The organism is Microbacterium sp. cf046 (assembly GCF_900114345.1).
Classification (GTDB): Bacteria; Actinomycetota; Actinomycetes; order Actinomycetales; family Microbacteriaceae; genus Microbacterium.
Map to the genome: position 1 here is coordinate 79,590 of NZ_FOZJ01000001.1, position 18,776 is coordinate 98,365.

General features: G+C 69.0%; 17 protein-coding genes. 3 read left to right on the top strand and 14 right to left on the bottom strand.

What is annotated here, in order from left to right; genetic code table 11:
- Window positions 1-3 precede the first annotated feature (3 nt).
- The 11 genes from BM349_RS00390 to BM349_RS00440 all read right to left on the bottom strand — a co-directional run bounded on the left by BM349_RS00390 (window position 4) and on the right by BM349_RS00440 (window position 13,227).
- The gene (locus tag BM349_RS00390; protein WP_091700910.1) at window positions 4-2,412 is read right to left on the bottom strand and encodes an arylsulfatase; all 2,409 of its coding nucleotides are present in this window, start codon (window positions 2,410-2,412) and stop codon (window positions 4-6) included.
- 54 nt (window positions 2,413-2,466) lie between these two features.
- Window positions 2,467-3,606: an AI-2E family transporter gene (locus BM349_RS00395; protein ID WP_091700913.1), complete on the bottom strand. Its 1,140-nt coding sequence runs from the start codon at window positions 3,604-3,606 to the stop codon at window positions 2,467-2,469.
- A gap of 85 nt (window positions 3,607-3,691) precedes the next feature.
- A complete protein-coding gene (locus BM349_RS00400; protein WP_091700917.1) occupies window positions 3,692-4,798 on the bottom strand; it encodes an AI-2E family transporter in 1,107 nt (368 codons plus the stop codon).
- On the bottom strand, window positions 4,795-5,595 hold the full coding sequence (locus BM349_RS00405; RefSeq protein ID WP_091700921.1) for an ion channel: 801 nt from the start codon (window positions 5,593-5,595) through the stop codon (window positions 4,795-4,797). Before BM349_RS00405 ends, BM349_RS00400 begins: the two co-directional genes overlap by 4 nt.
- Before the next feature lie 79 nt (window positions 5,596-5,674).
- The gene (locus tag BM349_RS00410; RefSeq protein ID WP_091700926.1) at window positions 5,675-6,778 is read right to left on the bottom strand and encodes a Gfo/Idh/MocA family protein; all 1,104 of its coding nucleotides are present in this window, start codon (window positions 6,776-6,778) and stop codon (window positions 5,675-5,677) included.
- Window positions 6,757-7,458, bottom strand: coding sequence for a ThuA domain-containing protein (locus tag BM349_RS00415; RefSeq protein ID WP_091700930.1), 702 nt, complete (start codon window positions 7,456-7,458; stop codon window positions 6,757-6,759). The genes BM349_RS00410 and BM349_RS00415 overlap by 22 nt, the downstream gene beginning before the upstream one ends.
- 68 nt (window positions 7,459-7,526) lie before the next feature.
- Complete coding sequence (locus BM349_RS00420) at window positions 7,527-8,006, bottom strand: heat shock protein transcriptional repressor HspR (protein WP_091700933.1); 480 nt, start codon at window positions 8,004-8,006, stop codon at window positions 7,527-7,529.
- Window positions 8,007-8,018: 12 nt separating this feature from the next.
- A complete protein-coding gene (locus BM349_RS00425; RefSeq protein WP_091700938.1) occupies window positions 8,019-9,005 on the bottom strand; it encodes a DnaJ C-terminal domain-containing protein in 987 nt (328 codons plus the stop codon).
- A gap of 16 nt (window positions 9,006-9,021) precedes the next feature.
- Window positions 9,022-9,624: a nucleotide exchange factor GrpE gene (locus tag BM349_RS00430; protein ID WP_091700942.1), complete on the bottom strand. Its 603-nt coding sequence runs from the start codon at window positions 9,622-9,624 to the stop codon at window positions 9,022-9,024.
- Between the two features lie 9 nt (window positions 9,625-9,633).
- Complete coding sequence (gene dnaK, locus BM349_RS00435) at window positions 9,634-11,514, bottom strand: molecular chaperone DnaK (RefSeq protein ID WP_091700946.1); 1,881 nt, start codon at window positions 11,512-11,514, stop codon at window positions 9,634-9,636.
- 132 nt (window positions 11,515-11,646) lie between these two features.
- Entirely contained in the window at window positions 11,647-13,227 is a 1,581-nt protein-coding gene (locus BM349_RS00440; protein ID WP_091700949.1) for an MFS transporter, read from the bottom strand.
- Window positions 13,228-13,380: 153 nt separating this feature from the next.
- On the opposite strand from BM349_RS00440, the gene BM349_RS00445 reads away from it, so the two are divergent.
- Window positions 13,381-13,953: a GNAT family N-acetyltransferase gene (locus BM349_RS00445; RefSeq protein ID WP_175525138.1), complete on the top strand. Its 573-nt coding sequence runs from the start codon at window positions 13,381-13,383 to the stop codon at window positions 13,951-13,953.
- Here the strand turns inward: BM349_RS00445 and BM349_RS00450 are convergent.
- Together BM349_RS00450 and BM349_RS00455 are read right to left on the bottom strand one after the other, a co-directional pair.
- Window positions 13,941-15,134 carry a cation:proton antiporter gene (locus tag BM349_RS00450; protein ID WP_091700957.1) on the bottom strand — a complete coding sequence of 398 codons (1,194 nt, stop codon included), beginning with the start codon at window positions 15,132-15,134 and terminating at the stop codon, window positions 13,941-13,943. The genes BM349_RS00445 and BM349_RS00450 overlap by 13 nt on opposite strands.
- Window positions 15,135-15,141: 7 nt before the next feature.
- The gene (locus tag BM349_RS00455) at window positions 15,142-15,630 is read right to left on the bottom strand and encodes a cation:proton antiporter regulatory subunit (RefSeq protein ID WP_091700962.1); all 489 of its coding nucleotides are present in this window, start codon (window positions 15,628-15,630) and stop codon (window positions 15,142-15,144) included.
- 139 nt (window positions 15,631-15,769) lie between these two features.
- Between BM349_RS00455 and BM349_RS00460 the strand changes: the two genes are divergently transcribed.
- Window positions 15,770-17,152 carry an MFS transporter gene (locus BM349_RS00460; protein WP_254773666.1) on the top strand — a complete coding sequence of 461 codons (1,383 nt, stop codon included), beginning with the start codon at window positions 15,770-15,772 and terminating at the stop codon, window positions 17,150-17,152.
- Window positions 17,153-17,163: 11 nt separating this feature from the next.
- On the opposite strand, the gene BM349_RS00465 is transcribed toward BM349_RS00460, so the two are convergent.
- The gene (locus tag BM349_RS00465) at window positions 17,164-17,697 is read right to left on the bottom strand and encodes a MarR family winged helix-turn-helix transcriptional regulator (protein ID WP_254773667.1); all 534 of its coding nucleotides are present in this window, start codon (window positions 17,695-17,697) and stop codon (window positions 17,164-17,166) included.
- A gap of 119 nt (window positions 17,698-17,816) precedes the next feature.
- Between BM349_RS00465 and BM349_RS00470 the strand changes: the two genes are divergently transcribed.
- A complete protein-coding gene (locus tag BM349_RS00470) occupies window positions 17,817-18,716 on the top strand; it encodes a MarR family winged helix-turn-helix transcriptional regulator (RefSeq protein ID WP_254773668.1) in 900 nt (299 codons plus the stop codon).
- Window positions 18,717-18,776 lie beyond the last annotated feature (60 nt).

Genomic DNA, 18,776 nt, shown 5'->3' on the forward strand with positions numbered 1-18,776 from the left:
TGCTCACGACTCGATATGACGGACGTGCTGCCCGGCGACCTCGGCATGGTGCAGCGCCGCCTGCTCGCGTGATCCCGGCTGCCGCACGTCGAAGTCCACGCGATGGATCGTGCCGGCGAACGGGAACGGCGCCCGGTCGGCGTACACCGGATCGACGACCTCGCCGTTGTCGCGGCCGATGTCCATGCCCGAATAGCCGTTGAACATGATCGGCACGGTGTGCTCCATGCGGCCGCCGCCGACCTGCTCGTCGTTCACCCAGAGCGTGACCTCGCCGGCCGGCGCCATGACGGCGGCATCCGCGTCGAAGTCCATGCGCAGCGTCACCTCGCCGCTCGGCAGGGTGCCGTCGGCCCGCTGGTGGTACGCCTCCACCCCCATGAAGCTGTAGGTGTGGTGCAGGATGCCGCCGTCGATGAAGAGGCTGAATCCGCCGAGGTGGTCGAACGCCGCCACGATCACGCCGTCGGCTCCCTCCGGAGGAACCGTCAGGTGCGCCGAGATCGAGTACGAACGGTTCATGATCGGCGGGATGATCCCGGCGGGCGAGTTCTGCACGTCCGCCCCCCAGTAGGTCCACCGCGTCTGCTCGCGCAGCGGGGGGACGATGCCGAAGAACGCCGACATGCCGCCGAGCAGCGGGAGGACCTTGTTCGCCTCCGCTTCGCGCCACCACAGGTCGGCGAGTTCCCGCACTTCGTCCGGATGCGCGTCGGCGACGTCCGTCGCCTGCGAGAAGTCGTCCGGCAGGTGGTAGAGCTCCCACTCCAGCTGATCGGGGTCGAAGACCCCCGGTGCGAACCGCCGGATCGTCGCCGGCGTTGCGTCCCACGGGATGCGCGGCAGCATGCAGGACGCCCACCACCCGTCCCGGTACATGCCGCGGTTGCCGTAGATCTCGAAGTACTGCTGCGGGTGATGCTCGGCCGCCTCCGATGACTCGAAGGATGCCGCGAAGCTGGCGCCGGCCATCGGGGCCTGCTCGATGCCGTCCACGGTGAGCGGCTGCGGGATGCCGGCGACGTCCAGTACCGTGGGCCCGATGTCGTTGACATGGGCGAACTGCGAGCGCAAGGCTCCGGCATCCGTGATGCGGGCGGGCCACTGCACGACCATCGGGTTGCGCGTGCCGCCGAGGTGGGACGCGACCTGCTTGCCCCAGCGGAACGGGGTGTTGCCCGCCCACGCCCAGGCGGCTGAGCAGTGCGGGGCGGTGTCGGGCCCGCCCCACGCCTCGAGACCACCGTGGGCGTCGATCAGGGCACGCTGCTGGTCGGCGGTGAGCGGGATGCCGTTCTGCATCGTGAGCTCGTTGAACGACCCGGTCAGCGTGCCCTCGAGCGAGGCGCCGTTGTCGCCCCAGATGTAGATCACGAGGGTGTTGTCCCACTCCCCCATCCGCTCGATCTCGTCGAAGAGCCGGCCGACGTTGTGGTCCGCGTTCTCCTGATAGCCCGCGTAGACCTCCATCTGCCGCGCGTAGAGTCGCCGCTCGTCCTCCGAGAGCGAGTCCCATGCCGGGAAGGCATCGTCGCGGGGCGTGAGCTCGGCCGATGCGGGCACCACGCCGAGCTCCTGCTGGCGCTGGAAGGTGCGCTCGCGGTAGCTGTCCCATCCGTCGTCGAACATGCCCCGGTACGCCGCCGACCACTCCTCGGGAACGTGGTGGGGTGCGTGCGCGCAGCCGGTCGAGTAGTACAGGAACCAGGGCTTGTCCGCCTTGTGCGCACGCGTTCCATGCAGCCAGGCGATGGCCTTGTCGGTGAGCGCGTCCGGCAGGTAGAAGTCGCGGTCGGTCGGGCCGCCGTACGCGTGGTCCACCGCGTCGTTCTCGTAGATCATCGGGTCGTACTGCCCGGACTCGCCGGAGAGGAATCCCCAGAAGTAGTCGAAGCCCCATCCGCTCGGCCAGCGGTCGAACGGACCGGCCGGTCCCTGCGCGCGGCTCGGCGTGAGGTGCCATTTGCCGATCGCGCCGGTGGAGTAGCCGTTCTGCTGCAGGATCTTCGGGAACGGTGCGCAGTCCTTCGGCACGACTCCCGAGTACCCGGGGAACGGGCCCGACAGCTCGCCCACCGAGCCGAACCCGACCCGATGATGGTTCCGGCCGGTCAGCAGCGACGCACGGGTGGGCGAGCACAGTGCGGCAGTGTGCATCGCGGTGTACCGCAGGCCCCCGTCCGCCAGCCGGGTGAGGTTCGGTGTGGCGATCGGTCCGCCGAAGGTCGACGCCTGCCCGTATCCGGCGTCGTCGATGAGCACGACCAGCACATTCGGGGCACCGTCCGGCGGCCGGACGTCCTGCACGATCGACCAGTCGGGCGTGGATTCGGCCAGCGTCCGGCCGGCGGTGCCGGCGAAGACGGCGTCGCGGATCGGCAGGTGCAGACGGTCGATGTCGGGCTGGCTCATCGTGACAGCATCCCGCCGCGCCGGAGCACCGGCATCACCCCGGCGGGGTGAAGGTCAGACCTTGAGGTCCTGCTTGGGCACGACGACCTCGCGGATGATCAGAAGCACCGTGGCCATCAGCGGAAGCGCCACCAGGACACCGATCACTCCGGCGAGGGTGCCCCCCACCATCGCGCCGATCAGCACGAGGGCAGCGGGAATGGCCACTGCCTTGTTCATGACGCGCGGGGTGATGATGTACGACTCGAGCTGGATGTAGATCAGGTACGCGATACCGAAGATGAGAGCCTGCGTCGGACTCGAGAACAGGGCAGTGATCGTGGCGAAGACCCAGAAGATCACCGATCCGAAGAGCGGGATCAACGTGATCACGAACGCGATGCCCGCCATGAGAGCGGGGTACGGGAGCCTGATCAGCAGGTGCAGCACGAAGACCACTCCGGCGTTGATCAGAGCGAGGGTGACGGATCCGAGCAGTGAGCTGCCCACCGACGCGGTCACGCGCTCGGTCATGTCGGTGAGCTTGGGACGGTCGTGCGCCGGAGCGAGGCTGTAGAGCGCGTTCTTCATTCCCGTCAGCGAGGAGAGGAAGTAGAGCGTGAGGGCGACGATGATGAATCCTGCCGAGATGGCGGCGACGAGTCCGACGCCGACGGCAAGCGCACCGCCCCCGAGCGCGGCGATCGTCTCCGGCTTCGCGAGGAGCGCGGCCATCTCATCGATCGCCGCGCCCACCGCGTCCTGCAGATCGACCCCCAAGGCGAGGAACCATGACGACTCCTTCGCACTCACCAGCGCCTCAGGGAAGTTCCGGATGAACTCGGCGATCTGGGAGATGATCGGCGGCAGGATGAAGATGAAGAACCCGGCAATCAGCAGGGCGAACACCCCGAAGACGATGAGGATGCCGGTTCCGCGCTTGAGCCCCCGGCGTTCGAGCATGCGCACGAGCGGATCGAGCCCGAGCGAGACGAACAGCGCCAGGATGATGTAGATCAGGATCGTCGTGATCGACGCGATCGCCGAACCGAGCACGATCCCCCCGAGCACGCCGAGGGTGGCGATGAACGCGATCACCAGCGGGCGGTCGACCAGCGCGAGCACGCCCCGCCGCTCCGGCACCCAGCGCGGTGGGGTCGCCGGGACGGGGGCGTTCGGTTCTTCGGGTGGACGTTCAGGCGAGGGGTCCGGCATGCCCCGAACACTAGCGCCGCCTCCGGTGCTGTGCCTCATGCCACGGGGGTGAATCCCACCGCTGCGATGCGCGGTGCGATGGGGCTCAGCCGGAGTCCTGGCGGTCGGGTGGGGCGGTCACGGCATCTCCCGACAGCCAGCGCAGCCACCGGGCTCCCGGGTCGCCCTCCAGGACGAGCGCGCGGACGAGGAGCGTCAAGGGGATCGAGAGGATCGCACCGAGAGGGCCGATGATGAACGTCCAGAAGATCACCGAGAAGAAGCTCAGCGTGAGGCTGAGGTTCACCGCATCGCTGACGAATTTCGGCTGCACAAGGACCTGCAGCGTGACGTTGACGACGCAGTAGATCGCGATGACGGCGAGCATGAGCGGCCACCCGCCCACGACGAGGGCGAGAAGCGCGGGGGGGATCAGCCCGATCACGAATCCGATGTTCGGGATGAAGTTGGTCACGAACGCCAGGATCGCCCACACCGCCGGGGCCGGCACGCCGAGCGCCCACAGCGCGAGTCCGTCGATGATCGCAACGACCGCGCCGAAGCTCGCGTTCACGACGTAGTAGCGCCGGACCCCGGAGTTGAAGCCCTGGAAGCGGCGCACCGTCGGCCGGGCCACGGCGCCGTACGACAACTCCGCGCGCGCGTACCGCGAGCCGTCCGCGGCCATGAAGATCACATACGCGAGCACGAAGAACAGTGCAGTGAGGATGCCGATCGCGGTGCCGCCGAGCGACGCGACGAACGACACGATCGTCGACGGTTCCAGGACCGATGCCGCAGCATCCGACGCCTGCTCGTCCAGACCCATCCCGCTGAGCCAGGTGATCACCGCCTGAGCCGAGGCCTGGAGCTCGTCGGCGTAGTCGGCGACCAGCCGCACGAACTGGGTGCCCGCGAAGAACAGCAGCAGTCCGAGGACGAGCAGGATCAGGTACCCGACCACGATCACGGCGGTCGTCGCCAGCCACCGCGGCCACCCGCGTCTCTCGAGCGGATGCCGCACCGGATGGCAGATGATCACGATGACGGCCGCGAGGACGAGCGGACCGACCAGTTCGCGCGCGAAGAAGAGACCGGCGAGCGCGATGACGGTCGCCGCGAGCCCGAGCAGAACGCGCAGGGTCGGCGACAGGACGGGGACCGAAGGCGCCGGAGGGGGCGGGTTCGGGGCGGAGCGCCCGAAGAGGTTCAACGGGCGTCCGCTCCGCCGGCGGGGGCACCGGGGGGCGGCAACGACGCCTGGCGTTCGGCCTCCACGCGCTCGGCTGCCTCCTGCAGCTCGGTCGTAAGGGCGCGGATGTCCGCGCGACTGGCGGGCACCGCATCGTCGTGCCCGCGCGAGGCGCGTTCGACCACCCACGAGGAGATCGTCGCGACGACGAGGCCGACCACGACGACCCCGCCCGCCATCAGGACGACGGCCGCCGTGCGTCCGGGTATCGTCACCGGCACGTAGTCGCCGTAGCCCACCGTCGTCACGGTGCAGAACGCCCACCACACGGCCGCACCGAACGACGTGATGGTCGCCCCGGGGGCGTAGCGCTCGAACTGCAGCACGATCAGCGAGATGTACCAGACCAGCAGCAGCGCGGAGCCGACGCCGTAGATGAGCAGGCGCGCGCGGATGGAGTTGCCGGTGGTCCTGGTGAACGCGGTCATCCGGGTGAAGGCGTCCAGAAGCCGCACCGGGCGCAGTGCCGGAATCAGCGAGAGGACGAGGTCGAACTTGTGGGTGCGGAACCACAGGCGGCGCGGGTGGGAGAGGCGCAGCTTGACGAGGTAGTCGACGATGAACATGATCCAGATCACAGCGATCGTCACGGAGGTCACCGTGGCCCAGACGCCCTGAACGTCGCCGATCACGTGGGCCGTGTAGGTGATCAGGAAGACCGCGGCCGCGATCGCGAGCGGCCAGTACGTCCACTGCGACCAGCGCTGCGAGCGCTCTGTCTCGCCGCGGGCGGTATCCGGCCCGGTCACGGTGGTCACGACTGCACTCTAGGGGCGCTCGATCTCCGCGCCGTGGAGACCCGCTGAAAGCCCGTTCTCCGGGCCTCCAGCCGCTGCGTCAGAGCTCGGTGAGCTCGAAGGAGCTGCCCAGCGGCACGATCGGCGGACGCTCGACGGTCGTCTCGAGGGCGACACGGCTCCCGGTGCGCGCCGACTCCAGCACGGCGGTCATCACTTCGAGCGTGTGCAGCGCCAGACGCCCCGAAGCGCGCACCTCGGCATCGGTCTCCGCCGCGAGCATGTCGAGCAGTCCGATGCCGCGCGCGGCGTCGAGATAGCCGGCGAGGTCGTCGACCGGCTCCCACTCCCGTGAGCCGAGCGCGCAGAACCGCACCTCGCCCGAGAACATGTTCGGGTCGGGCACCGACAGCGACCCGGCCTCTCCATGGATCTCGATGGGCGACGCGCTGCTCTTGACGCTGTCGAAGCTCGTCGTCAGCGTCGACAGCGCGCCGTTCGCGTGCTCGAGGATGCCGGTGACGTGGGTGTCGACATCCACCGGGATTCGCACGCCGGCCCGCGGCCCGGAGCCGATCACTCGTTCGTCGCGCAGCCGGCTGGCCGATCCGACGACCGCGGTGACCGGGCCGAGCAGATGGATCAGGGCGGAGATGTAATACGGGCCCATGTCCATGAGCGGGCCGCCGCCGGGCAGGAAGTAGAAGTCCGGGTTCGGGTGCCATGACTCGGGGCCGGGCGAGGCCATCGTCGCCGTGGCCGCGATCGGCCGGCCGATGCGGCCCGCGTCGATGACCGCGCGGGCGGTCTGGGTGCCGGTGCCCAGCACGGTGTCGGGTGCGGAACCCAGACGCACGCCGGCCGCGGTCGCCGCATCCATCACCTGTTTCCCGCTCGCGAGATCGACCGCGAGCGGCTTCTCGCCGTACACGTGCTTGCCGTGCGCGATGGCGGCCAGGGCGATCTCGGCGTGCGCGGCCGGGATCGTGAGGTTCAGCACGACGTCGATGTCAGGGTCGGCGAGCAGCGCCGGCACCTCGAGGGCGCGCGCGCCGGGGACCTCGGCAGCGACGGCGGCGGCCCTGGCCATGTCGAGGTCGGCGATCGCGACGATCGCGACGTCGCCTCGTGCGCTGAGCGTCTCGAGGTACACCTTCGAGATCACCCCCACGCCGATGATTCCTATGCGCGGCGCGTTGCCCACAGCATTCCCCTTTCGATGACGGACCGGACGTTCGGGTTCTCGAGCACGTCGACACTGTGCCCGGGTGTGGACACGACGATGCGCCCGGCTCCCCACTCGCGCGTCCAGATCGCGGGCGAGGTGATCGGCCGGTGCCACGGGTGCCACGGCGGGGCCGGGTGGGTCGTGGTCGCGAGCACGTCGTTGAGGTCGTCGCTGAGCACCCAGTACTGCTCGGTAGTGAGAGCGAAGTCCTCCACCCCGGCGGTGATCGGGTGCTCCCGGCCGAGCGGTGTGATCTCGACCGTGTACTCGAGGTAGTTGTCCTCCGGGCCGCCATCCCGCTCGTCCGGGTGCTTGCCGGGGTGCGTGGCGAACTGGCCCCCGACGAGCTGCAGGTAATCGCTCGAGTCGCGGTACGAGTCGGCGATCCCGCCGTGCCAGCCGGTGAACCCGGTGCCCGCCTCGACCGCTGCGCGCAGGCCGGCGACCTGATCACGCTCGATCGTCGACATGGTCATGCACTGCACGATCAGGTCTGTCGCGGCCATCGCAGCGGCATCCGCATAGATCGCCGGGGACTCCTCGACCCGCACCTCGAAGCCGTTCGCTCGGAGGAACGGAAGGAACAGCTCGGTAGCCTCGACCGGCTCATGACCCGGCCAACCGCCCCGCACGACGACAGCCCGCTTGGCAGCCATAAGTCCCCTTCCACAACATTTGCCAGCCTAGCCGTGCCGGCAGACGCTCACCCTCCGGCCGGCGCGGGTCAGGCGTCAGGGTCTGCGACGTCGTCGGACGCCGCTCGGGGTTCGCTGTCGAGGGCGAGCCGAGGTCGCCACACGACGATGTCGGTCGCACGGCGCACGCGGCGACCCTGGCGAAGAGTGACGACGGAGCCGGTCGCCCCCGCGGCGAAGACCCGCGCGCCGGGGCGATTCTCCAACTCGCTGCGGACGCGGGCCTCCAGATCGTGCACACGCACATGCAGTTCGCGCACCCGATCCTCCAGTTCGATGATCCGCGCGATCGCCGGGAGGCTCATTCCGTCAGCGGAGAGACGGGCGACTTCGCGCAGCTGCTCGACGTGGCGCGTCGAGTAGCGGCGGGATCCGCCCTGGGTGCGCGCCGGCACGACCAGGCCCAGCCGGTCGTACTGGCGAAGCGTCTGCGGATGCATGTTCGCGAGCTCTGCGGCGACCGCGATCGCGAAGATCGGGGCGTCCTCATCGATCTCTCGTTCAGGCATCCCTCTCACCCCCTACCCGCGCGCCCTCGCCATGAGGTCGGCGCGGGGGTTGTCCTTCGGCTCCAGCTCGTGGAAGCGCTCGAGCGCTTCGCGTGCCGCATCGTCCAGGTGGGACGGGACGGCGACCTGGACTTCGGCGAGCAGGTCGCCGGTGCCCTTCGCCGTCTGAACGCCGCGACCCTTCACCCGCAGCACGCGGCCCGACGGGGTGCCGGGCGCGACGCGCAGCTTGACGGGGTCTCCGCCCAGTGTCGGCACCTCTATCGTCGCACCGAGGGCGGCCTCGGTGAAGGTCACGGGCACGGTCACCCTGAGGTTCAGACCGTCGCGCGTGAACGCGGGATGCTGGCGCACGGTCACCTGAACGACGATATCGCCCGTCTCCCCGCCATCCGGCGAGGGCCGGCCGCGGCCGCGCAGGCGGATCTTCTGACCGTCGGATACGCCCGCGGGGATCTTCACCTTGAACGGCTTGCCGTCTTCGCCCTGAAGCGTGATGGTCTCGCCCTTGGTGGCGGTGATGAAGTCGATCGTCGTCCGAGCCGTGACATCGGCGCCGCGCTGCGGGCCGCCGTACCCGCGGAATCCGCCGGTGGATTGCCCGAAGCGGCCCGAGCCGAACCCGCCGCCCTGCTGCTGGTTGAACATGCTGAAGATGTCGTCGAAGTCCTGGGGCGACTGGCGGCCCCCGCGGCCCTGGCCGAACATGCTGAAGACATCCTCGAACCCGCCCGGCTGGTCGCCCGCCGTGAATCGCGCACCCGAGCCCATCGCGCGGATCTGGTCGTACTCCTTGCGCTGCTCGGGGTCCGAAAGCACCGAGTACGCCTCGCTGACCTCCTTGAAGGTCGCCTCCGCTTTCGCATCACCCTGATTGGAGTCGGGGTGGTACTTGCGCGCGAGTTTGCGGTACGTCTTCTTCAGATCGGCGTCGCTGACGTTCTTGTCGACGCCGAGGGTCTTGTAGAAGTCCTTGTCGAACCAGTCCTGACTGGCCATACGGTTCCCCTCCGGGTCACTCGGCCGGCACTGCGACGACCACCTTGGCGGGTCGCAGTTCGACCGAGCCCAGTCGGTAGCCGACCTCGACGACTTCGAGGATCGTCGGCTCGGTCACACCCGGTGTCGGTGCCTGGAAGATCGCCTCGTGCTGCTGCGGGTCGAAAGGCTCACCCGCCGTGCCGTACGACACGACGCCGAGCTTCTCGGCGACCGCGCGCACCTTGTCGCCGATCGCCGCGAACGGCGTTCCTTCGACGATGTCGCCGTGCTTGGTGGCCCGGTCGAGGTCGTCGAGCACGGGCAGCAGGCCCTTGACGGCCTCACCCTTCGCGCGCTCGATCTCGCGCTCGCGCTGATCTTCGGTCCGCCGACGGTAGTTGGCGTACTCCGCCTGCAGTCGTTTGAGGTCGTTCAGGAGGGCCGACTCGAGATCCGCGAGCACCGCGTCCTCGGCGGCGGCATCGGCGTTCTGCTCGGTGCCGAGGATGTCGTCGAGCGTCAGCTCGTCGTCCGCGGCGGAGCCGGCGGATTCCTCCGCCGGCTCCTGCGCATCGTCCGGCCCGTCATAGCCCCGCTGTTCGTCAGCGCCGGGCTCTTCGTGGTCGTGCTTGGACATAGGGGCGTCCTACTTCTTCTCTTCGTCCTCGTCGTCGACGACCTCGGCGTCGATGACGTCCTCATCGGAGGATGCCGACGAATCCTCGGCGCCCGGCTCGGAGCCGGCGGAGGGGTCGGCGTCGGGGGCCGACTGAGCAGCTTGGCTGGACGCGTAGATCGCCTCGCCGAGCTTGCCCTGGCTCGCGTTGAGCTTGTCGAACGCGGTCTTGACCGCATCGTCGTCCTCACCCGCGAGTGCCGCCTTGAGCGCGTCGACGTCCGCCTGGACCTCGGTCTTGACGGCCTCCGGCAGCTTGTCGTCGTTCTCCTTGATCAGCTTGTCGATCGAGTACGCGAGCGTCTCTGCCTGGTTGCGGACCTCGGCCGACTCACGGCGCTTCTTGTCGTCGGCCGCGTGCTCCTCGGCCTCCTTGACCATGCGCTCGATGTCCTCCTTCGGCAGCGACGAGCCGCCGGTGATCGTCATCGACTGCTCCTTGCCCGTGCCCTTGTCCTTCGCGGACACGTGCACGATGCCGTTCGCATCGATGTCGAAGGTGACCTCGACCTGCGGGATGCCGCGCGGTGCGGGCGCGATCCCGGTGAGCTCGAACGTCCCGAGCGGCTTATTGTCGCGGGTGAAGTCGCGCTCGCCCTGGAAGACCTGGATCGCGACCGACGGCTGGTTGTCGTCCGCGGTCGTGAAGGTCTCGCTGCGCTTGGTCGGGATGGCCGTGTTGCGCTCGATGAGCTTGGTCATGATCCCGCCCTTGGTCTCGATGCCGAGGCTGAGGGGGGTGACATCGATCAGGAGGACGTCCTTGCGCTCGCCGCGCAGCACGCCCGCCTGGAGGGCGGCGCCGACGGCCACGACCTCATCGGGGTTGACGCCCTTGTTGGGCTCCTTGCCGGCCTCCTGCTTGACGAGCTCGGCGACGGCGGGCATGCGGGTGGAACCACCCACGAGCACGACGTGGTCGATGTCGCCGACCTTGATGCCGGCCTCGCGGATGACATCCTCGAAGGGCTTCTTCGTGCGGTCGAGCAGGTCCTTCGTCAGGTCCTCGAACTTCGCGCGCGTGACCGTCTCGGACAGCGAAACGGGCCCGCTGTCGGTGAGCGACAGGTAGGGGAGGTTCACACTGGTGGACATGGAGCTGGAGAGCTCCTTCTTGGCCTGCTCGGCGGCCTCCTTGAGGCGCTGCAGGGCGATCTTGTCACCCGAGACGTCGACACCCGTCGTGTCCTTGAACTGCTTGATGAAGTAGTCGACGAGACGCTGATCCCAGTCGTCTCCACCGAGGCGGTTGTCACCGGCGGTCGAGCGGACCTGGATCGTGGAGAAGTCGTCGTCCTTGCCCACCTCGAGCAAAGACACGTCGAAGGTTCCGCCACCGAGGTCGAAGACGAGGATGAGCTCGTCCTCCTTGCCCTTGTCGAGGCCGTACGCCAGAGCGGCCGCAGTCGGCTCGTTGATGATGCGGAGCACGTTCAGGCCCGAGATCTCGCCGGCCTCCTTGGTGGCCTGACGCTCGGCGTCGTTGAAGTACGCCGGGACGGTGATGACGGCATCCGTCACGGTGTCGCCGAGGTACTCCTCGGCGTCGCGCTTGAGCTTGCCGAGGATGCGCGCCGAGATCTCCTGGGGCGTCCACTTCTTGCCGTCGACCTCGAAGGACCAATCGGTTCCCATGTGACGCTTGACCGACGAGATCGTGCGGTCGACGTTGGTGACGGCCTGGCGCTTGGCGGTCTCTCCTACGAGCACCTCGCCGTCCTTGGTGAATGCGACCACCGACGGGGTCGTGCGGAAGCCTTCGGCGTTCGCGATGACCTTCGGCTCGCCGCCCTCGAGCACGCTCACGACGGAGTTCGTGGTTCCGAGGTCGATTCCAACAGCACGGGGCATGTGTCTCTCTCTTTCCTGAAGTCTGGGGCGACTCGAGAAGGGTTGAGCCGCAATGACTCAACCTTACCGAGACACCCTGAGCGTGTCAAATGAAGTTGATACGAGTCGACTCAGGTTTCGACCCTGGGCGATTCAGCCCAGGATCGTGTCCCCCGATCCAGCCGCGACAGGATCCGGCAGCCGGCGCATCCGGAAGCCGTTCAGGATGCCTGCGATGCCCGCGAGGATCGGGATCAGGAGCGCGACCTGCAGGGCGAGGTGCCGCGCCTCGGTGTTGATCCGCACCATCTCAGCCGAGACCTCGGGCGGTTCGTCGACGAGCAGGGCTTCCAGACCGGTGTTCGACATCAGCTCGGCGTCGTCCTCGAGCACCGTCGAGACCTGCTGCTGCTGTTCGGCCGTCAACACGCTCGACGAGTTCGCCAGCGCGGTGAAGCCCGCCGCGAGGGTGGCGAGCATGATCGCACCCGCGAAGGCCAGGCCGAACGACAGACCGAAGGACCCGGCCGCGGAATTCACGCCAGCGGCCTCGCTCACCCGCTCATCGGTGATCGGCGAAAGGGTGTAGTTGTTCAGCTGCGAGACGAGGAGTCCGAGGCCGGAGCCGCTGATCAGGAGCGGGATCGTCAGGTACCAGCCGGAATCGGCGATCGGCACGAGCGGCAGGATGACGACGAGACCGATCACGGTGAGCACGAAGCCCCACAGGATCAGGTTCGCCGGGCGCCCCTTCGCGATCCGCCCGGCGATCAGCGCGACGGCGAACATGCTGAGCGACAGTGGCGCGATCGAGAGCCCTGCCTGCAGCGCGTTGTACTCCAGGACCATCTGCAGGTAGAGCGGGAGCACGATCATCGTGCCGCCGAGGGCGATCTGCTGCAGCAGCTGCCCGCTCACGCCGGCCCGGAACGGCTTCAGCCCGAACAGCGCCGGATCGATGAGCGTCGGCTTGCCGCGCTTCTTGCGCCCGTTGAGCCAGAACACCAGACCGCCGAGGGCGACCACTCCCAGTCCGATGATGAGCGCGACGTAGCCGCCGCCCTCCTGCCACACCAGGATGCCGAGTACGACGCCGCCCATGCCGATGACCGACAGCGCCGACCCGACGAGGTCGATCGACCGGTCGCCCGTGAACGGGACGTCCTTGACGAGCTTGATGCCGGACAGCACGATCGCGATGATCACGGCCTCGAGGAGGAAGCCGACCCGCCAGGACAGGAACGTCGTGATGAAGCCGCCCAGCAGCGGTCCCACCGCCGCCGCGATCGCCGCGGAGGCTCCGACGAGTGCGTAGACGCGCTTCTGGTGCGCGCCCTGGAAGTTGCCGTGGATGAGCGACTGCATCGAAGGAAGCAGGAGCGAAGCGCCCAGCCCGCCGATCACCGCCCAGAAGATGATCACGGTGTTGAGGTCCTGAGCGAGCGTCATGGCGACCGCGCCGACGGCGTAGCCGAGCAGCCCCAGGATGTACGCGAACTTGCGCCCGATCAGATCGCCGGTCTTGCCGCCGATGAGGATGAACGCCGCCGAGACGAGCGCCTCGAGGGCGATCGCACCCTGCACCCCGCTCGCGGTCGTGTCCAGATCGGCGACCACGGCCGAGATGGACACGTTCATGAGCGAGGTGTCGAACACCAGGACGAACATGGCCATCGCGAGCAGGATCGCGAGGCGGCCGTTGAACTTCGTCTCGGCCGCGGGGTCGGCGGTCATGCTTCACCTAACCACAGCCGATTCCGCGCCATAAGTGGCGTGGCGGAGCAATCTCAGACGGCGTCCGCGAGGGTCTGGAGCGCGACCACAGCGGGACCCGTCGATCAGGACTCGGCGATGCCGCGAGCCTCACGGGACTGCGAGGATGGTGGCATGGCACTCCCCTGGGACTTCCGCCCGCTCACGGGGTCGCGGGTGGGCCTCGAGCTGCTGCGGCCCGATGACTTCGACGCGCTGTACGCGATCCAGTCCGACCCCGAGGTGTGCCGGTATCTGCTCTACGAGCCCCGGTCGCCGGAGCGCGTGCACGAAGTTCTCGAACGGGATGCCGCGGCCACTCGCCTCGCGACGGGCGAGGACTTCGTGCAGCCTGCGATCCGAGACGCGACGGGCCGGCTGATCGGCACGATGTACTTCAAGCTCGCGAGCGTCGAGGACAGGACCGCCGAGATCGGATGGCTCCTCGACCCGCGCTTCCAGGGGCAGGGATACGCGCGTGAGGCGGCCGCGGTCTTGCTCGATCTGGCGTTCGGCGAGCTCGGACTGCACCGTGTCTATGCGGAGCTCGATCCACGCAACACCGCCTCGGTCGCGCTCTGCCTGAGGCTCGGCATGCGCGAAGAGGCGTTCCTCCGAGAGAACATGTGGTTCAAGGGCGATTGGGCCGACACCGGGATCTACGCGATCCTCGAGCACGAGTGGCGACGTCGGCCTCAGACGCCCTGACGCGCTCTGCGCGCGGTCTGCCGGCGCTTGGCCCAGGCCTTGAACGCCTTCGTGTCGGGCACGCGCGCCAGGATCGGGCCGAGCACGATCGTGATGAGCACGTAGGCGGTGGCCAGCGCCGCCAGTGCCGCGTTCACGCCCGCCGCGACCGCGAGACCCGCGATCACGATCGAGAACTCGCCACGGGGCGTCAGCGCGAAGCCGGCGCGCCATCGACCTGCTTCGGCGATTCCCGCCCGGCGCGCGGCCCGGTATCCCGTCGCGACCTTGGTCGCCATGGTCACCACGGCCAGCCCCAGCGCCGGCACGAGCATCGGCAGCAGGTCGGCGGGATCCGTGGAGAGTCCGAAGAACAGGAAGAACACCGAAGCGAACAGGTCGCGCAGCGGCGTCAGCAGGCGCGCCGCGTGCTCGGCCACCGGCCCCGAGATCGCGATGCCGACCAGGAACGCGCCGACCGCCGACGAGACTTTGACCTCGGCGGCCAGTCCCGCCACGAGGAGGGTCAGACCCATCACGGTCAGCAGCAGCACTTCGGCGCTCTTGGACCACACGAGCCTCGAGACGGCGGCGCCGTGGCGGAGGGCGAGATAGAGGATGACGAGCACCGACGCGAGCGCGATGAGCACCGTCAGGATGCCGCCGCCGAGGTCCATGCCCACCAGCAGGGCGGTGAGGATCGGCAGGTAGAACGCCATCGCGAGGTCTTCGATCACGAGGATCGAGAGGATCGTCGGGGTCTCGCGGTTGGTGAGGCGGCCGAGGTCCTGCAGCATCTTCGCGATCACGCCGGAGGAGGACACCCAGGTGATGCCGCCGAGGGCGACTGCCGCGATGGGCCCCCAGCCGAGGATCAGCGCGAGCAGCACGCCGGGCAGCGCGTTGAGCACCATGTCCAGCAGCCCTGCGACCTTCGAGGTCTTGAGATTGCCGACGAGCTCGCCCGCGCTGTACTCGAGGCCGAGCATGAGCAGGAGCAGGATGATCCCGATCTCGGCGCCGATCTCGATGAAGTCGCCACCAGCCGTGATGGGGACGAGTCCGCCCTCCCCGAAGAACAGGCCAAGGAGCAGGATGAGCGGGATCGATGAGATGCCCAGCCTCGATGCCAGACGGCCGAGCAGGCCTATGCCGAGAAGGAGCGCGCCGATCTCGATGAGGACGAGCGCGCCGTGTTCCATGCTGCGATCAGCCGCTCGTGATGATTCGGACGAGCTTGTCCAGTCCCTCGCGGGTGCCGACGGCGACGAGCATGTCGCCGCTGCCGAGCTTGTCGGCGGGCTCCGGCGCGGGCAGCACGCCCGTGTCGCGGACGATCGCGACGATCGAGCAGCGCGTGCGGGTGCGCGCCTTCGTGTCGCCGAGCGGCCGGCCCACGAACGGCGAGTCCGCCCGCACCGGGATCTGCTCCATATACAGGCCCGAGAGCTGGTCGCGAAGACCCGCGAGCTGGGTGAGGATCAGCGATCCGCCGAGCACCTCCGACAGCGCCGTCGCCTCGTCGTCGGTGAGCGCGATCGTCTCGCCCGCGCGGTCCGGATCGTCCTCGTCGGCGAGCGCGAGCTCGCGACCGCCGTCGCGGAAGTTGATGACCGAGAGACGGCGTCCCTCGTCGGTGAGGATGTCGTGCCGCACTCCGATCCCGGGGAGGTCGGCACGCTCGACATGAGCGGGCATGCGTCCATCATGACACCGGATGCCGCGGCATCCCGAAATGCGCCCTGTTCGGTGCCCGCACCGCTGTAGCCTGGCCCCGACCACCGCATTGCCGCGGCGCGTGCACCGTCGCACCCGCCGTTCACCGAAGGGCTCTAGCGTGACCGACATGAGCGATCCCGACGTTCCCCGCATGACGCCCGACCTGCCGCAGTTCTCGGGCATCACCCCCACCGACGCCCTCGCGACAGCGGTCGGCGCGGAAGGGCCGGGCAGCACACGCAAGCGCGTGGTGCTGGCCTGGGGTCTGTGGGACTGGGGCTCGTCGGCATTCAACGCCGTGGTCACCACGTTCGTCTTCACCGTCTACCTGACCAGCTCGAGCTTCGGGCCCGAGGGCACGGTCGAGGCCCAGCTCGGCTGGGCGCTCGCCGCGGCCGGGCTGCTGATCGCGCTGCTCGCGCCGGTCACGGGGCAGCGCTCCGACACCTCGGGGCGACGCAAGTTCTGGCTCGCGGTCAACACCTACATCGTCGTGGCGCTCACGGCCGCGATGTTCTTCGTGCAGCCCGATCCGTCGTTCCTCTGGCTCGGCCTGTTCCTGGTCGCGGCGGGCAACATCTTCTTCGAGTTCGCCGGCGTCAACTACAACGCGATGCTCTCGCAGGTCTCCACGCCCCGATCGATCGGCCGGGTCAGCGGATTCGGCTGGGGCATGGGCTACATCGGCGGCATCGTGCTGCTGCTGATCGTGTACTTCGGGTTCATCCAGGGACTGTTCGGCGTGCCCGACGAAGACGGCCTGCCGATCCGGGTCGCGATGATCGTGTCGGCGATCTGGTTCGGCCTGTTCGCGCTGCCCGTGCTGTTCGCGGTGCCCGAGTACCGCGGCACCGGCGCCAAGCGCGAGAAGGTCAGCTTCTTCGCCTCGTATGCGCGGCTCGGTCGCGACATCGCCCGGCTCTGGCGCGAATCCCGCCACACGGTCTGGTTCCTGCTGGCCAGCGCGGTCTTCCGCGACGGTCTGGCGGGCGTGTTCACCTTCGGCGGCGTGCTGGCGGCATCCGTCTTCGGCTTCTCCGCCGGAGAGGTCATCATCTTCGCCATCGCGGCGAACGTGGTCGCCGGGATCTCGACGATCGCCGTCGGAGCCCTCGACGACCGGCTGGGCGCCAAGCCGGTGATCGTCGCCGCACTGATCGGCCTGATCGTCTCGGGACTGCTCGTCTTCTTCCTGCACGACGGCGGGCAGATCGTGTTCTGGACCGCGGGGCTCGCGCTGTGCCTCTTCGTCGGTCCGGCGCAGTCGGCATCCCGCACGTTCCTCGCTCGGATCATCCCGCCGGGCCGCGAGGGCGAGGTGTTCGGGCTGTACGCCACGACCGGCCGCGCGGTGTCGTTCCTGGCGCCGACGATGTTCGCGATCTTCGTCACCGTGGGCGGGGCGGCGTACTTCGGCATCCTGGGGATCGTGCTGGTGCTCGCGATCGGTCTGGCACTGCTCATCCCGGTCAAGGCTGTGCAGGAGCGCCTTCACGACTGAGCGCGGTCGGGCTACTGCGGCCAGGCGTCGGCGAGCTTGGTGAGCAGCCGCGCGAGTTCGGCCCGCTCCTGGTCGGTGAACGAGCCGAGGGCGGAGTCGATCGCGGTGCGCCGTTCGCCGCGGAACCCGCGGACGATCGCGGATCCGGTCTCCGTCAGCGCCACCCGCGTGCGCCGCGCGTCGTCGGGGTCCGCCTCGCGTCGCACCAGCCCCATCTCCGCCGCCTGCTGCACGAGCCGCGACGCGCGCGGCTGATCGACCCCCACGGCCTCGCCGATCTCGCTCACCGACAGCGGGCCGGATGCCGCTGCGAGTGCTTCGAGGAGCCGGAGACGTGCCGGCCCGCCGAGACGCGGCCCGGCACCCCACGGCGGGCCGCCCATGCCTTGACGCGGGTCCCCTCGCATCCAGCCCGGCTCGCCGCGGTGATGCGCGTGGCCGGGGCCGTGCCCGCCCTCCCAGGGAGGACGCGGCATGCGCCGGCCGCGAAGACGGGACAGGGCGGCGGCGATCGCGTCGGCGGGGTCTGAGGATGCGGCGGTCATGGAAAAGAATTTACATGCGACTTGACATATTTCCATATCGCATGTCACACTACATATGCATGTTCTTCTACATGCAAATACGGCGGCCTCAGAGCGCCGCCCCAAACAAAGGATTTCTGATGAACAACGAAGACACCGACTTCAACCGACCTTCCGATGAGGGAACCGCCGGCACCGCCCGTGAGGGCGTGCCCACCGAGCGCACTCCGCTCGGCTTCTGGCTGCGCACAGTCGACAGCCTGATCACCCGCGAGTTCGCGGCCGCCTTCGACGGCGCCGAGATCGATCGTCGGGACTGGATGCTGCTGAACGCGCTCTCCGGCGACGTGGAGCTCCCGCCCTTCGCCGAGCGCTTCATCCGCAAGGGAAAGCGCCTGCGCGGCCTCGAGGATCGTGGCTGGGTCGAGGAGTCCGGCGATGGCACCTGGGTGCTCACCGACGAAGGGCGCACCGCCAAGGAGCAGCTCGCAACCGTCGTGGACGGCATCCGCTCGCGGGTCGCCGGCGCGGTCTCGCCCGAGGACTACGCCACCACGGTCGCGTCGCTCGAGGCGATCGCCCGCGAACTGGGCTGGGAAGAGGGGCAGCGGATGCCGCGCCGCGGCTTCGGCCGTGGACGGGGCTTCAGCGGCGGACGCGGATTCGGACCGGGCTTCGGCCGCGGATTCGGTCCCGGCTTCCGCCCGGGCTTCGGTCCCGGGTCCACCGCCGGCTTCGGCCCCGGCTTCGGCCGCGGATTCGGCCCCGGCTTCAGCCGGTGGGACGACGAGGCGGCGCGCGGCGAGGGCCACGGTCCTCGCGGCGAGCACCCCTGCCACGAGCACCCGGCGCACCACGCGCACGGCCACGACGCCCACCGCCACGGCGGGCACCACGGGCACGGCGGGCACGGCGGCCGCGGGAAGGGCGAGCGCTCCGGTCGGGGCGCCGAGCAGGCCTACGAGCGCGGCTTCGACGCCGGGTTCGCCCGCGGACGCTCCGGCGCTGCCGTGGCCGACGCAGCGAACGACACCGTCTGACGCTGCTGAGACCTGGAGGGGCACGATCCGTTCGCGGGTCGTGCCCCTTCGGCGTGCGGG

Coding starts and splice junctions, on each gene's coding strand:
- BM349_RS00390 (WP_091700910.1), bottom strand. CDS start 2,412: ATGAGCCAGCCCGACATCGACCGTCTGCACCTGCCGATCCGCGACGCC.
- BM349_RS00395 (WP_091700913.1), bottom strand. CDS start 3,606: ATGCCGGACCCCTCGCCTGAACGTCCACCCGAAGAACCGAACGCCCCC.
- BM349_RS00415 (WP_091700930.1), bottom strand. CDS start 7,458: ATGGCTGCCAAGCGGGCTGTCGTCGTGCGGGGCGGTTGGCCGGGTCAT.
- BM349_RS00420 (WP_091700933.1), bottom strand. CDS start 8,006: ATGCCTGAACGAGAGATCGATGAGGACGCCCCGATCTTCGCGATCGCG.
- BM349_RS00425 (WP_091700938.1), bottom strand. CDS start 9,005: ATGGCCAGTCAGGACTGGTTCGACAAGGACTTCTACAAGACCCTCGGC.
- BM349_RS00430 (WP_091700942.1), bottom strand. CDS start 9,624: ATGTCCAAGCACGACCACGAAGAGCCCGGCGCTGACGAACAGCGGGGC.
- dnaK (WP_091700946.1), bottom strand. CDS start 11,514: ATGCCCCGTGCTGTTGGAATCGACCTCGGAACCACGAACTCCGTCGTG.
- BM349_RS00440 (WP_091700949.1), bottom strand. CDS start 13,227: ATGACCGCCGACCCCGCGGCCGAGACGAAGTTCAACGGCCGCCTCGCG.
- BM349_RS00445 (WP_175525138.1), top strand. CDS start 13,381: ATGGCACTCCCCTGGGACTTCCGCCCGCTCACGGGGTCGCGGGTGGGC.
- BM349_RS00450 (WP_091700957.1), bottom strand. CDS start 15,134: ATGGAACACGGCGCGCTCGTCCTCATCGAGATCGGCGCGCTCCTTCTC.
- BM349_RS00455 (WP_091700962.1), bottom strand. CDS start 15,630: ATGCCCGCTCATGTCGAGCGTGCCGACCTCCCCGGGATCGGAGTGCGG.
- BM349_RS00465 (WP_254773667.1), bottom strand. CDS start 17,697: ATGACCGCCGCATCCTCAGACCCCGCCGACGCGATCGCCGCCGCCCTG.
- BM349_RS00470 (WP_254773668.1), top strand. CDS start 17,817: ATGAACAACGAAGACACCGACTTCAACCGACCTTCCGATGAGGGAACC.